Origin of the sequence: Pseudomonas sp. NPDC089752, from assembly GCF_044748725.1 — a bacterium.
In the GTDB taxonomy this organism is placed as follows: domain Bacteria; phylum Pseudomonadota; class Gammaproteobacteria; order Pseudomonadales; family Pseudomonadaceae; genus Aquipseudomonas.
In genome coordinates this window covers 181,692-197,841 of sequence record NZ_JBIVGP010000008.1, presented here as the reverse complement: position 1 = coordinate 197,841, position 16,150 = coordinate 181,692, and the positions used below count along the sequence as shown (strand labels likewise).

Sequence of the window (16,150 nt, the reverse complement as noted above, 5' to 3'; positions counted from 1 at the left end):
CAGAAAACTCTTTGAGTTGGGTCTCGAGGCGAAGCTAGTTGCCTGAATCGACGGGCAACGCAGCGTGCTTCCTAGCATGAGATGAATCAGCACAGGCTTGGTTAATCAAGGTGACTGCAAACGCTCCCATTAAACCCGCCAAGCTGATAGCCAGGAAATTGCGTTCCAAGGGCAGGTTCATGGAGACCAACCACCCAATGAGTACCGGAGCAGCTATCGCACCGATTCTTCCGACCCCTGAGGCAAATCCAACTCCGGCAGAACGTATGGTGGAAGGGTAGAAATCACCGGCATATGCATAAGCCAGCAGTTGCGTCCCCAGCGTTGATGCTCCGACCACGAATACAACGGCGTAGAGCAGTGCGGTGGAGCGTGTGTATCCCATCATGGTCAAGGCAATGGCGCCGACGATGTAAAAACTGACCAAGACGTACTTGATATTGAGTCTGTCGCTCAACCAGCCACCACCCAGTGCGCCAGCGATGGCACCGACGTTGAAGACGATCACAAAATTCAGGGCTGAGCCTAAGCTGAATCCTGCCATTGCCATGAGTTTGGTCAGCCAGGAGTTGAGCGCATACACCATGAACAACCCTGTCATGAATGCCACCCAGATCATCAGGGTGCTGAACCCTCGACCGTCCTTGAATAGATTACGCACGGGAGCTTCCTGTTTCCCAAGCACCGCTGGGTTGCCGGTAATCTGGACTGACACCCCGAGATCCAGCTGAGGCTGAATTCGCCGCGCAACTTCACGCAGCTTGTCTTGATCGGCATGCTTGAGCATGTAGCCGAAGGAGTTGGGCATCGTCTTCAGAATGAAAGGAATCAAGAGAACCGGTAGTGCTGCGGCGTAGAACACTGATTGCCAGCCGTGACTCTCGATCAATTGCTTGGATGTGACCGCAACCAAGATCCCGCCGACGGAGTAACCCGCGAAAACCAGAGTGACCAGGCGGGTACGCAGCTTGATCGGTGAGAACTCACCCATTTGTGCCGTACAGACAGGCAGCACACCGCCGATGCCCAGTCCCGCAATGAAGCGCATTATGCTGAAGCTCACCGGGTCGCTGGTGAAGCCAGCCCCTGCGGTAAAGAGGCTGAACAGAGCTACGCAAAAGGCAATCATTTTGGGTCGGCCCACGCGATCAGCAAGCGTGCCGAGAAAGATAGCTCCGAGCATCGTTCCGAATAGCGCAGACCCGGCCATAATGCCCGCGCTTGTAGGATCGATGTTCATATCTTGCATGATCGCTGGAAGTGCAGCCCCCACGATCGCCAAGTCATAGCCGTCAATGACGAGTATCAGCACGCACCAAAAGAGTATGAGTCCATGGAATCGGTTGAATTTCGACTCGCTCGCGAGCGTATAGACGTTGACCGTCTGCATTGTGTGTCTCCTTCAATCTTGTTGTTGTTAGTGAAGTGCACATGGTTAAGAGAGCAGGCTCGACCAGCTTTCCAGGCGAGTTAGGCATCCACGTTGGAACGCATATATTCGACGATCTCGCTGGACGCCCTGGTCTACTTGCGGGCTATCGTAGGATTGTCAGCGCCGTCAGCCCATGCCCCCAGACATCGTTGTGCGTGACCGTTCTGGGCATTCGTGGGTTAACTCAGTTCTGACGTAATGAGCAGGTGGCAAAACGCGGTGTGCGCGAGAGCTCACCCTGGCAGAGGGATCGCTCAAGCTTGATCAGGAGGGAGGGTAAATCAGGATTCTGAGGGGTCGACGCTGGATCGCCGGTAAGCACCCGGGCTTACGCCCGTCCATTTCTTGAACGCCCGATGGAATGCACTGGTTTCCTGAAAGCCAGTGCAAACGGCCACATCAGTGACAGTTATGTCCGCTCGACTCAATAGATCGATGGCTATATCGCGTCGAAGGTTGTCTTTCAATCTCTGGTAGCTGACACCCTCAGCCTGCATGCGACGCTGCAATGTGGAATAGGAAACCCTCAGCTGTTGAGCCAGGCTATCGAGTTCAGGCCATTCATCAGGGCTCAGATCTCTCAAACGCTTGCGAATCTTACTGCTCACGCTGCCGTGGTTGCGGTACTGAACAAGCAGCCCACCCGGAGATTCCTTCAAGAACGCATGCAATGAAGACGGTGCCTGTGCCACTTTGAGTTCCAGGTAGCTTCGCTTGACACTGGCACTGGATATCGGAGCACGGAACTGGATGTCCTCGCAGAAGCGAATTCGGTAGTCGCTACTGTCCGCCGGCTTGTCTGGGCGTAAGCACAATGCCTCAATAGGGATCCGCCTGTTCCCTAGCCAGCACAGTAAGCCATGCACCAGGATCAACCATGTGCCGTAGCAAAAAAGGCGTCGTTCCACGCCATGGTCGTGGATGATGATCAACGCCCTATCACCTTCGTAAACCAACTCTCCGTAGACATCGTCGAGGACGATCCGCAGGAACGCCAGAATGCGACGCAGCGCCTGCCCAAGGGTTTCGCAGCTTAAGGCTGCCTGGCACATGAGCTTGAAGGTACCCCGGCGCATCGGATGGCTATCAATGCCGAAAAACTCATCGTCGAGTAGGTCTGCGAGGGCAATCCATAGTTTGGAAAAACTTTCAGCGGTCACCCGTGCTTGTGGGGAACTTAACAGAGAAGGATCTATTTGAGCGCGCTGAAGCGCGGAGGAAATGTCGATGCCTCGCTGGATTGCGCCCTTCAAGGCCTCATGGACTAGTCCTATCGACGTAGTTCCTTTATCTGGAGTCGACACTCTTTTTCTCCTAATCCCCATCATGTGAGGCCGAACAGTCACCGATGATATTCCAAGACGACCATACCCCTGATCTGCCTGTATTGCCGCAGATTTCCAAGAACTCTACGGCCTCGGCTATGCCAGTGAAGATACGCCTAGGTGAGTATCACCTGGTGGGGCTGGCAAGCAGCTGGAGCACCACAGCTGCCACGTTTTTCGCATCATCGATCCCGCGATGATAGATTCCGTCCCATGCTAGCCCGAGCTGCTCAACAGTAGGCTTGAGACCACCAGGCCGCTCTCCAAACACTTGCTCGAACCAGTCCTTCACGTTGAAGTGGGGGATGGTTTCGAGCAGGCTGCTGGCTTGATTGATGGCTCCATCGCGGCGTATCTGAACAGCATCGTACTTACCCCAAGACAGCCAGGCAGCGCCGGCATAACCGCTCGCGAAATCATTGAGCCGCTGCATGGCGTCGACAAAGCCAGGAGCAGAATCAATCTCGCATTGTTCGATGGTCGTGAGCTGCCTGCAGAAGGGTGTGAGTCGGGGGTGCAGGCGAGGGCGAACGAAGCTCTGGAAGCTGTCCACAACGCGCCGCTCTCGTTGATCAATCACGACCAATCCGAGCTCGATGGTTTCCATCTCCTCTGGGGTAACAACAAGCCCTCGCGAGGACTCGCCCGGCATCAGGTCATCGCAGGTCGCTTCAAGGTCAACGCAATAGAGATAACGGTACTGGCTGAGACTGAGCTGAATAATCTGAGGCTGCTGGTTGGACATGGGCACGGTGCTCAAGCGGTCGGTTGTCTTCAGGCTAGCGAGTTACCGGCCCCTGGGGCAATTTCAGCACGCATGGGCAGGTGGACTCAGAGCCTCAGCAGGGTAGACCATCGCAAACTTAGAGTGACGACAGCAGCGTCTGGAGCTGACCGTGTTCCCAGGTACTGAGCAACTCCAGAGGATCGGTACCGAAACGCTGAGAGGAGTCGAAGATGTACTCACGTCCATCGGGGCTGTAGCAGCTATTGCAGTAGTCCAGCTTGATACCGTCGTTGGAGAAGGTCAGAACCCAGCCATTGACCTCGACCGTCATGAGCCCGGTCTGCGTTTGAGTCCAGCCCAAATCACCCAGGCGTCGCATGGCTTGCTGCCCCAGCGCAATATCACGCAGAACCTGGTACACCTCTCTCGGTGTGAGTGGCTGTGAATGCACGCGCTTTCTCCCTGAATAGGGCATCAATTGTCCCTCATTCCTTACATCCAAGCCACTCATACGCTTGTACATAGAGGCCACGTTCTATGAGGAAGAGAACTGGGCCTTGGGATTCGATGTCAGCCAACTCGGCTGGTGATGAGATCTTCCAGGCAGGTCGCCAACGTGCTGCTGCTCGACCGGAGCAACGCGGCTGGAACCAGAAGGCGAGCTGTACCCAGCATCGTGGTTGCTGGCGCTGCGAGGGTAGGTGATGGGGCAGGGCCTCACCACTTTACCTCCCGCCGGTGTTGCATTGGTTGAGCTTCTGCGGGAGAAAGGCGGCAGCTTTTTGCAAGAGCCGTAACGGGTGAGGCGTTGCGCTCATGAAAGCATATATGAGATCGCAGGCAAAAGAATGCCCGCTGCGAGGCGGGCGAGGTCTATTACGTAGGGAGGGCGCTAGTCTCTGCGAGAGATCGTAAAAAATGAGTGAAAGAAACGTCCCCACAATGTGATCGGGATGGAATCACTCACCCCGATCTTCTAGGCGATCAGCCGGTTCACCAGTAGATCCAGTGCGCGGTAGTCAGGGCATGGGTGGAAATTGTCCTCATCTGCGAATTTGCCAAAATCTGTATCGCCAAAGCCCGCAACAACGCAGCCGGCGAGCAGGCCCGCTTCAACGCCTGACAAGCTGTCCTCTACCACCAGGCATTGGTTCGCCGGCAACCGTAGCTTGTCCGCTGCATGCAGCATGATCTGTGGATCTGGCTTCCAGGCTTGCACCTCGTAGGCACTCACGATCAAGTGCTTAAAGGTGTTGTAGAGGCCGACGGACTTGAGGCAGGTTTCGATCTTGATCCGAGGGCCGTTCGAGGCCACGCACGCCGGAATTGTCAGCGCCTCCACAAATGCGAGTGCGCCTGGCATGGGATCCAGGCTGGCTTCAAACAGTGGGATGCTGAGTGCTCGAAAGCCCGTAATAAGCGTCTCGGCAGATAACGCAGGGTACTGATCACAGAGACCGTCCACGAAGCTTTGAAACTGGACGCCACGGAATCGATGAAGAACATCGGCGGGGGACATCTCAACACTCTGCTGGCCCAGCAGCTGACTCAGTAGCTGAGCTGCGAGACGTTCACTATCCACCAGCGTCCCATCACAGTCGAAAATAATGCCTTGGATTTTCATGGGTACTTCGCTTGCTCCTCATTCGGCTGGTATATCCGTACGCACACGGCGCAGCAAAACTGCTCCGATTGTAACGGGAAAGTGAAGTCGTCAGCGTTTTAACGAAGCATTCAACCGAGTGCCTGCCGACGGGCAGGTCTGACCGCCGCGATCACGGAATCGGTGCCCGATCCATGACACGCCTTCAGACGGCCAGCACCAGGCAGGGGGCATGAGAGACAGCGGCTAGAGCGGATGCCCCGCAAGGGCACCGGCATCAAGCGGTTTCAGGAGACCTGGGAGAAAACGCTTGAAGTTGAGTTGAAATCAAAACAGCTTCAGGGCATTGATACATCACCGTTCATCAGTGAGGTACAACAATGCGTGGAAGTTACAGCAGCAGCTCGTCTGCCGGGATCTTGATCTGTTTGGCCCTGGTTTTGTGTTTCTGTGCCGTGGTCACCTTGGCTGCACAGGTACATCTGGACATCGCCACGACCGGCGTTGTCCTGGGGAGGCTGGGTCTGGCCTGGGTCTTTGGATACTGCCTGGGCCGAGGGCTACTCGGCGTGGGCCTCAGCTACAGCTGGCCAGTGTGCCTGGGGCTCTCCTGGATCGCACTCATGCCTGCGTTCAGCGTTTGGCTTGACGAGGATACCTACGCCTGGCTCGAGCCTTTTTGGTCTCAATGTGCGGGTGTGATAGCAACAACGCTTCTCGCGTTTCGCATCAGATCATTCGTAGCGTAAGTCGGATCGGGGCGTGACCATGAACACCTCAGACCGAGGTTCGAGGCGCGCCCTCCGATCGATGGCATTATTTATTCTGCAGGGGCATTCGACAGGTTCGAGAAGTACTAGGCGAACATTTTGACAAACCAATGCTCTTTTATCCTTCTCAGCCACCCCTTGCGCCGGTTTTTACTTGATTTACTCCCATATTTTGCATGATATCGCTGCACTGCCGCCTCCATTTCTCCCACGTACCTTTGAAAATCGCCGACGGCATACTCCAAAAAGCGTTCGTCCATCAGGACACCGTCAAGAAAGTTGACCGACACCCCCTCGGTTTTGCGAATGGCTGACAAGACCCTTTTTTCCCAAGTGCTCTTTTTACCAATGCGCGTGCTTATTTCCCTGTAGCCCTTAGCGGTGCCGTCGCTGTGAGCCATTACGTTCCTGATAACAGTCAGATGATCCAGGTCTGTGATGCCTTTGCCACCAATGACCTTTTTCAGCATATCGTGGGCCTTTTCTATTGGCCCCATACCCTTGAGCTTTCCCTCAAATCCAGTCAGTTCAAGCATAAACACCAGGCATTGACTCATACGGTGCTCGAACAATCCAAACATCGTAAGAAATGCTGAGCGTCGCGTGAGTTGGGTGATCATGAATTTGTAGGTCAATAGCACTTCGTCAGAGTCATATCCGATAGAAGAGCCGCAGGAGTAGAAAGTCCGTTGCCGCACGTAGCTTTCACCGTGCTGATCGTACGCTTCTTCTTCGTGCTCATGCTCCTTTATCAAATCGTCAGCTTCCTTGAGTGCAAGCGCCACATTTTTTTCTGCCTGCTCTGCGAGCATTCGCATGACAGAAATGGCCTCGCTGAGGGCACACATATGAACACTGAAAATAAAGTCGAGCTTGGCCAAATTGCCTCCCTGCAGGCTCATTTTGAAGACACACGATTTTCTGGGCAGATCTGAGGTCTGCTCAGCGTACATAATCCATCCGCGTCTCGATATCCCAGCCTGAGCTGGCGTCCACATAGACGTCTGCGCCATGGATCTCGTACAGCGCGCCAGGGTCAATCGCCCTGAACACAGGGCCACCTGGGCAGGGCCTGGCAAGCCATAAACTCCGGGCGTACGAGTACCTGCAAATCGCCACCGCAGGTGCCATCCATCCATTTTTTTGGAAGTGAAGAGCTTTCTTTGGAAGCAAAGAGAAGGTGGCGGCAAAGCCGCCAAAGTAGGGCGACCCTCTCTACCACCCACTCTGTGCCATCTCAATGGCCCGTCGTCAAAGCCAGAAAGGCAGTAGAAGCAAGGGCGGAAGCCGCCCGAGAAACCGTCGTATCAAGCAACTAACGGGGGAGATGCTTGAACCACCGCTTTTTCTTTGCCCTCAAATATAAAAGCTCCGTCTCGCTTGAAGTTTTTCAAGGGGGGAGGGGGGGCACTTATTTTATAAATGTGATGCGCGTCACGCTTTTTCCCTGTTTGGGGCATGTTTGGACGCCTTGGGCTGATGCCTGTGACACTGCTGGTGAGCGCTTCGTGCTCGCGAATCGGCGCTTCACACTGGCTGGTTCGAGACCCTCCAAGCTTAAACAGAAGGCTCAGGGTCGGATGTACTGTGGCCAGCGACAGGACTCTTAGCCTTCAGCTGTCAGGGGACGGATCTGACACCTGCATGGCTTCCAACAGCGTTTCAAGCGCATCGAGCAAGCGTTGGTCTTCACGGGCATCCCCGGTTTCCGGCCTGTACGTTAGGCAATGCCGCATCAAGGCATCAAAATCGTTGCGGTTGAGGTCAAACTCAATAAACATCTAAACCCTCCAGGTATTCGCTTCAGCGATCGCCAGTATAAATGAGCACCCGCCGCGACCTGCTTGCCAGCAAACCTCGCGGGTGACGGTTAGGGAAGGGTAGTAATTGGACACATGCTTGGAAACGGCTGTGTGGGCGCGGGCTACTGAACACTATGGTTCTGACCTGGAACGTATTCTGGACTCAGCCATTTCGAGCTACAAAAGAGCCCCGGGGCTCGAATCGCCATCGCGTCTTTATGCGCAAGACCTCGGTAGCGAGGGGCTGGAGGCGCTGCACAGAGCGTTGATTCGAAGCAGGGCTAGCCGCTTTCACGTTCTCAGCCCTGGTATTGAAATACGATATTCCCTGCGATTTCACCTGTTGCACTACCTGCGCCGACGCCTTCTCGACGATGGGCATGCCACAGGTACGATGCGTGACCAACACTTGGCAGGAGATCTGGGCTTATAGCGGATGGCGTGCACCCGCTTGCTGATCATCCTGTCCACCTCTTGGCGCACGCAGCGATGGTCATTCTTCTGAGGTGTAGGCTGCTCTCACTTCGGGAATACGCGCTGAAAACTCCCCCGCCAACCATACGTATTTGTTCGTAATTTTAGCTTCGTCTTTGAATTGGGCGATCAGGCGCTCAATTTCCTCCGGCGCAGACAGCATCGCTGACCTGTATTGCTCCAGAAATTCTTCGCCCAGTGTGCTTTGAGCGGAGTCGTTGATGATGTGCCGGAACGCTGTGGCCAAGGATGCGTAGAAGAAGTCGTCATCCTGCTCCTGGATGAAGGACTCGAAAAGCCCAAAAGTTTCGACTTCGCGGTAGCGCTCGATGCAGTGGCGGTCAATCAGGAAGCGAGGAGCGCTTGCGAGCTTCGATTCCAGGTAGTAAGCACGATTCATCGCCGGGCCGAACATAGGGCCGTTTTCGACATGAACCAGTGGCCCGACTGTGACGCCGCCACGCAGCAGAAGCTTGTGGCTCATCCACATCATGGTGCTGAGCTTTGTCAGCAAGTCCAGCACCATTTGGGACGCCATGACATTGTTCGCCGGCGCGGAAATCACCAGGCTGTCCGAGAAATAGTGCACTGCAACCGGGGCCAGATGCCTCATGGCTGCTGCCGCTCGACGCAGATCGCTAAGGAGCTGCTCCATCTCCTCCGCAGGCACCTTGTCATGGTTGATGGTGAACGGCATCTCATCTCGAATCTTGTCGGGATGGATGGACATCAGGGCATCCAAGATCTTTTGGACGAGATCTGGGGCGACGGCGCTGGACTCAACAAGCTTACCAAACCCCAAAATGTCGACGAATGCGATGAAACGTTCTTCGTACACAATCCGCTCCTTTTGGCGAAAGGGCGTGATTGTCGGTGTTTAGCCGCTGTCACGACAAGCACCACCAGCATGACTGTTTGTGTAGCTGCTTAGAGGGAAGGTCGCCAGCAGGCGCAGGAATGGTCGCCGCTACTTTCCTGAGCCACCTCTCAATCCTCAATCGGCGACTGTATTCGCTTCGGTCAGACCTGGAAACTCTCTGGCCAGGGCCTTGCCGGGTGTCCATGCCGTCAATTGGAATGCGACCCGGCGGAGGCAGCCGCAATGGACTGGAAACGGGCGTGGTATGCCTGCGGCGTTGACCCGGCTTAGTTCAGCCCTTATAGCAGATCCAGCATAGCCGCTATCAAAAGCGGCCTTTCCTTAGCTTCTCGGCAACCGGATGATCCTCGGCGATCTGGCGCGCGGCGTGAAGCGGGTAGGGAAGTCGCAGGAACCCATCCCACAAGGGGGCATTCTTGCACCAGTATCCGGCCTGCAGTGCCAGCTGATCCTTGGTCGCAAAATTCCCTTCCTGGATCATCACAAACTCCGTCACGCCCAGCTGCTGCCACGAGTCCTTGAGCTGCGCCTGATTGACGTCGTAGCGCGTGTGGTAGCGATGAGATCGTGTTTTGTTGAACGTTTTGGAGTAGGAAGTGAAGTAGTACACCAACTCCTGGTGCTCAGCCTGATGCACACCAATCCGATTACCAATGAACATCGGCGCCAAGGGTGAAACCGAGTGCACACCGGTCATCTGAGCCGTCTGTTGATCAGAGCGCGTACGTATCAACCACGCGCCTTTCGGGATAGGCGGCAGCCCATGGCCGGCGCCGTCGTTCATGCCCGGGTACAATCGCTTCGCTCCGGCGTTGATGTACACAATCAACGGGCTGTCGGCCACAGTGGTAGGCGCCAGCAGCGCTTGCGTGATGAGCAGTTTTGCCGCGTCCTGATCCAGCAACTTCGGGCTTGCATGAATGGCACAGAGACCTTCCCGGTAGCTTATCCACTTCCCCGGCTGGCCATCTGCGCCCCCCACGTAGACCTGCAGGTCACGCGTATTGACCACGGCACGCGTGATCACTGGCAGATAGACGCTCAGCTTGCTGAGGTAGTCAACGTAAATGGAAACGACGGTCGTTCCGGTAGGTATGCCTGCGGTGCGTTCCAACGGCATGGGTATGTAGCCGGTACCTCGGATCGCATCAATGAGGCCGTTGATGGCAGGGTAATCTTCAGGAGGCTCCTCCTGAGCCTTAGCCTTCCGGAGTCGCCCTTTGAGTCCGGCGGCCATGCTCTTCGGTGGGGCCGTACCCTCGGCTTGAGGCGGAATATGGAAGATGAACTGGGTAGAGATTCCCTGTTTGGCGCAGAGTGCTCGCAAGATATGCTTCGGATCGTCACTGTCTTTGCTAGCCACCTCGGGCGCTGTCTCGATGATCGCCGCATCCGGCGCCAACGCACTCAACCTTGGCAGCAATTCATGGGTAAACCAGCTCTGGATGTCGGTTGACGTTGTCTGGGAGGTAAGCACCCGCTGGGCATCCTTGCACTGGATCTGCTGAAGCAGAACTTCAGGCTTGGGTTTTTCCCTGAACACCGGGGAAACAGATTCCAGATCTTCGTAAGCCTTGCTGATGCGCATCATGGTGTCTGTGTGCGCAGTGACCACCGCGATCCGAATGGGCCGCGCGGGTTCTTCCGGCGTTTTGTCTCGCTGGCCAATGAGCCGCCCCACATAGCGGGTCAGCATGGGCTTGGCCGAGGTCACGGTTTTCTGGACGTGAAAGCTCGCCTGGTCAAGGATAACCGTGCCGACACCACTGCCAATGGGTGAACCGATCGGCGTGCGGGCGTAAACCGGTCGCACGGGCCCTGCCATAGAGACCTCATTGCCCCCCAGCGGCGGTAGAGCACCTTCCCCCATGTGTTGGAGAAGCTCCGCAGCTGGACTGGTATAGATCGTTTGGAAGTTGCCGTCGTCGGTTCGCACCGTCCGGATCTGGAATTTCGAGATTCCGTTACCGGTTTTGATCCACGCCGAATGTGTCGTATGGCGCCACTCGGGCAGAATATGGCTCAAGTGAACCGTGACAGAGGCGTACTGACTCGGCACCTTGTGCAGCAATAGCAAACTTGTTGTCACGGCGTGCATGGCTACGGCGCGGCGCTCACCACGCTCATAAAAAAGCGGATTGTCCCAGGCAAGCAAGGAGCCGTCGGTGCAGACAGTGAGGTTCAACGGGACGGAGGACTCCATCGGTTTGGTCGATAATTGCTGCGCGAGCATCCAGGGCACGACCTTGTAGGTCACTGTCGATTGCCTCGGATCGTGCATGACCTCCGAGGCATGGATGAGTACTGGGGGCTCAGGCACAAGCAACTCAATGAATCCCTGCTGGCCAGGCGCTGCTTTGCGCAGGATGTGCTGCGCCCATACGTTGATCGCCCGGTTCAGTTTGTCCGGGTCGATCGGCTTGAGCGAAGCGATGGCTGGCGCCTGCTTGATCTTTAGCAGTTGCGCGTTGACCCACACAGGGCCACCGGAAAGGTGGCTGAGCATTTCCTCGAGTGACTCGGTAGGAAGGTAGTCTTTACCGAAATGGTTAGAGAGCAATTGCCATCCGTTCACGAAGTCCTGTGAAGCTTGGTACTGCAGTACGGGCGGGAGCTCGTCCGGATCAAACCGGAACAGATTAGTCCTCAGGGAAATCGTCATCGGGTAGTCCCTCAGTCTCTTGTGTGCCCGCTGTAGCTTGCGGGCCAGCCGCTTCGATATACAGCGTCATGGCTTCCACCAGGCCCGCATGGTGCGTTGAAAATTTGCGCCAGTGGCCATCCAGCTTGAGCTTTTGGATCGTCCTATCCAAAAGCATCGCCCAAGTGTAGCGGCTGTCGAAGAACGCAGCGTCAGCGAGGTAGCAGGTGACTGGGGTGCCGCCGCGCCTGGCACGCCCGACCAGTTGGGTGAGGGTGACCAGGACGTTCATGATGGTGTAGAACCGTATGGCTTTGGGCTGGCTGTAAAAGTACGGTGGAGCCAGGCGGATGCCATTGAGTATTCGGTTCGCCATGGCCCTTTCTTTTAGCAGCGCCAGTCCCGGGGTTGCAGATGGCTCAATGCTTTCACCAACGCTATAGCACAGGTGTGCAAGGTTGTTTCCGGTCTGATCAGAAGAGGGTAATGGCCGGACGCACACAACCACGCCACCCAGGGCCGACATCCCATCTGAGGTCACTATGTTGTGACCTCGCGCCATCGGATAGATGGAGCTAACCAGCAATTGAACATCCGCATTCGGGCCGTCAGCGAACTCCACCAGATCGTCATAAGTGAGCTTGTTCGCCTGGGGCAAGCGCGCCTGTCGATCCGCTTTCTTACCTCCACGAATCCAGGCCACCTTGCGCTGCCCACCTGACACTTCATACAGCGTCGAGGCAAGTTGTTCTGCCTCTGCATCACTGCCCGTCACCAGCAGCAAGCGCGCTCGGGGCCGGGTCATCTCGTCTTGCTCCAGCGCTGCCAGGCGACTGGTAAGCCAAGGCCATAACTCATAGGCCAGATCCCTGACATGCAACAGCCGAGAATCAAGCGGCGCCCCCGAAACATGGACAGATACATTGACGTTTTCGAAGCGAATGTTTCCCTTGGCATCCGGTACGTCAATGAGGGTCTTGGCGTTCAGGTCGAAGCAGCTGGCGCCGGGGAAGAACGCCGTGGCACTGAAACCGATAAAGGTTCGGTTCACGCCGGCGTGAATCTTCGAGGTCAGGTTGGGCAAGTATTGAAGCGTCCGGTGAGGGTCGCCGGACATCGCTACAACTTGGAGCGACCAGGTGCCTACTCCCTCCTGCTTGCGCTTGAACCCGTATACGACGCGCTGAAGTGGGCCGAGCGGAGTCGGACTGAAGGGTGCGGAACCCGAGAGGTCTTGCTGCACCTTCAGCGCTGCAGCGACCTTGGCTCGCGCCAGAATGGGCACATCGGCATAGAGGGTGCGAAGGCTGTCCTCAATAAAGTGCAAACTCGTCCTGATGACCAGAGAAGACTTGAGCTTTTCCAGCCTCTTCTCGTTTTTCTCATTCTTCTTATCGTTGAGCCGCAGCCCCAGCTTCCTTTGCTTCGCCAGGGTCTCGAGCAGCTTGCCGATACTGACCACTACCTCAGTCGGGCTCGGCAGTGGGTCGTTGTGTTCAAACGCTTGCAGGAGCTCCCGCAGGGGAGCCAAGTGTGGAGGAATGGGCTGATTGCCATAGCCGCAGATACCGTCGAGCACCGAGGGGTCAACACCCAGACATTCGGCGATCATCTGGTCTTCAGCGCGTTCCCACACCGTCTCACGCTCTGGCCAGGTGAGGTGTTTAAGCGCCAGCTGGAGCAATCGAGTCGTATGGAGGATCACTGCATTGCAAGCGCGCTGAGCACGATACAGGGTAGAAGCATCGACATCTGCAATGGTGTCCCGCCCAAAGATCTCCATATGCAGCTCGGCAAGGCTGCTGTGCTCGATATGATTGCTCAGCGGGAGTTCGAAGACGCTGGTATCGATTGCACTCAGCAGCAGTCCGTCGATCTCATCGACCATGAACAGCGAGGCCGAACGCAGCAGCAGCTCCAGCAGGCTTCTCGACTCGCCACCGCCACCCTCGACGGCGATGCGGGTGGTACCGGAAATCAGGGCGTGGTGGTTAACCACAACGATGTCGGCGGCCAAAGCCTGCTCGAGCATGGTTCGCTTACCGCATTGGTTCAGAAATGGGCAACTGCGAATGCGCTTAAATGTCTCCCTGCCGCGACGCTCGCCGGGTAGTTGCAGACTGAAACAGGGCTCCTCGTCGCGGGGACTCACGCTGCCGTCAGTGGCACAAGGATCGAGCAGGCATCGGTAGTCGTAAGGATGATCTTCCCGTCCACGTGCCAGGTAGTAGTCGCCCGCCTTAGCGATCCGGCGCTGAGAGTGCAGCGGGGCGACCTTCAGGTGAGGGGCAACGATGCTCATCGCGCGCTTCAGCGCTTCCACCATGTTGCGCACATCAGTGAGGTTAGGCACTGCGATCACTACACGATGCCCCTGCAAGGCGGATTGAACACCCATCAACTGCATCACAACGGTTTTCCCCGTCCCCGTCGGAGCATTGACCCGATAGAACGTCCCAGCACGTGCCTCCACACAACCATCGTTTCGCACGATTGAGTTCAGAGAGCTGCGATGGCTTTGGTGCAGATGGTTGGCCGGGTCGGAACCCGCCTCATCAAGCGCGCAGGCTATCTCGTACAGCGATGCCTTCGCCCAGGAAAACACCGGAGTGTCCGGAGCCTCCAACAGGGGCAAGGCGGTATCATCCAGCACCAGGCGAGAACGCTGGGCCTCCGAGATCACGAACGTGCGGTATCCATCCGCTTGGGTCTCTCTAAGCAGAATTTGGCCCTCAGTGGGCCACTTGGTAGACGATGCTGTAGTGGGCTCCGTTCGAATGGCGCACAGCTTCTCGTCGATCAGGCCATCCAGGTCGAACCCTGCCTGGAAGTAATAGACATCAGTCTCCTTGAGGGGTGGCTGGGTTATCTGGTCAGGCAACAGATCTGCCCCGGCCAACCTGAAAGGAGCGCCACCCTCGAAGATGATTCGCCCAGCCTCTTCAAGAAATCGCCCGGTCTGGTTCAGGTCGACGGGCCGGTACTTGATCAGCGTGATGATCTGGTCTCGCACGCTCTCGGAAGCACTTTCCCAGCCGCTCCAGAGGTGGGGACGCCCCACCAGAAAGACTTCTGCATCTGCAAGGGTTGGCTCCTTGCTGATGTGCTTGACGGCCAACCCAAGCGCGAGGGCGGTGGCATTCTCAGTTAGCGTTGGCATAATTTTTTCACCCACCGCAGGCACTGTGACTCAGACATGACCTCCTTCGGGAAGCACTGCTCATTCAGCGTTTCGAGGAACTGCGCCTGGTAATCAGGGATGACGATGAACGTCTCAGTAAACGGCGTGCTGGCGAGGTGTAGGCCCAGATTTTTGGGCGAATGCCACACCTTGGCATCGAGCGAATAGGTTCGATCATGAATGGTAAAGCGCAGATCAGCCTGATCAACGTCGGGCCACAACTCGGCAATGAGGCCCAATCGGCCTATCCCGTCACGTAGGCGCAGTTCCAGCAGCCCGGGGATCAAGGTAAATGTCCACAAAGCCGGGATGAGCCGGTACTTGTTCTCGGCGGGATGCGGCTGGATCACTTTGCCGGTTTTTACGCTTACCAGGTCGTCGCCCATCCACTGGAATATGCCAACTGTTTGTTCACACCAGTGCGCGCCACATGACACCGCGCGGCGGTGAATCTCCATCGGCCAACCACAGCCCGGGCACAGGTAAACCTGACCCAAACGGATCAAATGCTGTGGTATGGGCTCGTACAGGGAGTTAAAGCTGACTTGCAGCGGGATCAGGAAATCGAGGCTTCGATCAGCGTCGACGACACCATGCTCGATCAAGAACATTCTGAACAGCCGGTACTCATCATCACCGCTGGGGCGAGTCTTGCAGAGGTCGCGGACGTTTTTCACAATCTGCTGCACACGCTCCCATCCAGCGCGAGGATTGGTTTCCAGCGCGATGGCGTGGCACAGCATGGTGGGTTCGTCGGCAAACTGCAGGGTGCCCTCGTAGCCTTGCCTGAGGCGGCTGTCCAGCCACTGCTCAAGCGGCAGGCTTAGGCAGTAGAGGAGATTGGCGATCGTGCGGGGAGGGGATCTTGGCTCCAGCCACCACAACAAGGCGCTGGCCTGGCGCAACAGGTCGTGTCGCTCGGCTTGTTGATGGGCATCGAGCTGCGCGGCCTTCACGATCAGGCCAAGCAAGTGTTGGGCGTCGCTATCCACTGAGTCCATAAGCCCCCCTTGAATTGGAAGCATGTGTCTCTGCGGAGCATCGTGCTCTGCACGTCGTACCACCGGATCAAGGAGGCTGGTTCAATTTATGGGTTATCGCAAGACAACTGGTCGGATCGCGGTTTGCACGCAGGCGCCGCTCTTTGGTGAAAGCCCCATATAACTTGGCGCGCTGCCTCATCTTGCCTTCGTGAAGCGGAGCCGGGATCCGATAAGCGGCCTGAGTGCAGCAGGGGCAAGATTCGCTGAGCGGCGTCGTCGAGTAGCCTTCACCAAATTTTCATGGCATATAGCTACCGGGTAATCACCACCGC

At 56.5% G+C, this 16,150-nt stretch carries 12 protein-coding genes; 1 reads left to right on the top strand and 11 read right to left on the bottom strand.

The features are described from left to right. Positions 1-34: 34 nt before the first annotated feature. The 5 genes from ACIPZF_RS15645 to ACIPZF_RS15625 all read right to left on the bottom strand — a co-directional run bounded on the left by ACIPZF_RS15645 (position 35) and on the right by ACIPZF_RS15625 (position 5,108). Positions 35-1,390 carry an MFS transporter gene (locus tag ACIPZF_RS15645; RefSeq protein ID WP_400800966.1) on the bottom strand — a complete coding sequence of 452 codons (1,356 nt, stop codon included), beginning with the start codon at positions 1,388-1,390 and terminating at the stop codon, positions 35-37. Between the two features lie 323 nt (positions 1,391-1,713). After that, on the bottom strand, positions 1,714-2,736 hold the full coding sequence (locus ACIPZF_RS15640) for an AraC family transcriptional regulator (protein ID WP_400800964.1): 1,023 nt from the start codon (positions 2,734-2,736) through the stop codon (positions 1,714-1,716). Positions 2,737-2,884: 148 nt separating this feature from the next. Further along, positions 2,885-3,502 (bottom strand): exonuclease domain-containing protein, encoded by a 618-nt coding sequence (locus ACIPZF_RS15635; protein WP_400800962.1) that lies wholly within the window; start codon positions 3,500-3,502, stop codon positions 2,885-2,887. A gap of 118 nt (positions 3,503-3,620) precedes the next feature. Continuing rightward, positions 3,621-3,935, bottom strand: coding sequence for a hypothetical protein (locus tag ACIPZF_RS15630; RefSeq protein WP_400800960.1), 315 nt, complete (start codon positions 3,933-3,935; stop codon positions 3,621-3,623). Between the two features lie 525 nt (positions 3,936-4,460). Beyond that, positions 4,461-5,108 (bottom strand): HAD family hydrolase, encoded by a 648-nt coding sequence (locus tag ACIPZF_RS15625; RefSeq protein ID WP_400800957.1) that lies wholly within the window; start codon positions 5,106-5,108, stop codon positions 4,461-4,463. A gap of 234 nt (positions 5,109-5,342) precedes the next feature. Between ACIPZF_RS15625 and ACIPZF_RS15620 the strand changes: the two genes are divergently transcribed. Next, positions 5,343-5,510: a hypothetical protein gene (locus ACIPZF_RS15620; protein ID WP_400800954.1), complete on the top strand. Its 168-nt coding sequence runs from the start codon at positions 5,343-5,345 to the stop codon at positions 5,508-5,510. Between the two features lie 433 nt (positions 5,511-5,943). Here ACIPZF_RS15620 and ACIPZF_RS15615 read toward each other — a convergent pair whose 3' ends face one another. The 6 genes from ACIPZF_RS15615 to ACIPZF_RS15590 all read right to left on the bottom strand — a co-directional run bounded on the left by ACIPZF_RS15615 (position 5,944) and on the right by ACIPZF_RS15590 (position 15,836). Then, positions 5,944-6,738, bottom strand: a complete 795-nt coding sequence (locus tag ACIPZF_RS15615; protein WP_400800951.1) for a hypothetical protein — start codon at positions 6,736-6,738, stop codon at positions 5,944-5,946. A gap of 732 nt (positions 6,739-7,470) precedes the next feature. Beyond that, on the bottom strand, positions 7,471-7,638 hold the full coding sequence (locus ACIPZF_RS15610; RefSeq protein WP_400800948.1) for a hypothetical protein: 168 nt from the start codon (positions 7,636-7,638) through the stop codon (positions 7,471-7,473). A 514-nt stretch (positions 7,639-8,152) separates the two neighbouring features. Beyond that, entirely contained in the window at positions 8,153-8,971 is an 819-nt protein-coding gene (locus tag ACIPZF_RS15605; protein ID WP_400800946.1) for a hypothetical protein, read from the bottom strand. A 346-nt stretch (positions 8,972-9,317) separates the two neighbouring features. Next, entirely contained in the window at positions 9,318-11,675 is a 2,358-nt protein-coding gene (locus ACIPZF_RS15600) for an RNaseH domain-containing protein (RefSeq protein ID WP_400800944.1), read from the bottom strand. Continuing rightward, on the bottom strand, positions 11,653-14,814 hold the full coding sequence (locus tag ACIPZF_RS15595) for a hypothetical protein (protein ID WP_400800941.1): 3,162 nt from the start codon (positions 14,812-14,814) through the stop codon (positions 11,653-11,655). The genes ACIPZF_RS15600 and ACIPZF_RS15595 overlap by 23 nt, the downstream gene beginning before the upstream one ends. After that, positions 14,802-15,836 carry a hypothetical protein gene (locus tag ACIPZF_RS15590; RefSeq protein ID WP_400800938.1) on the bottom strand — a complete coding sequence of 345 codons (1,035 nt, stop codon included), beginning with the start codon at positions 15,834-15,836 and terminating at the stop codon, positions 14,802-14,804. Before ACIPZF_RS15590 ends, ACIPZF_RS15595 begins: the two co-directional genes overlap by 13 nt. Between the last annotated feature and the right edge of the window lie 314 nt (positions 15,837-16,150).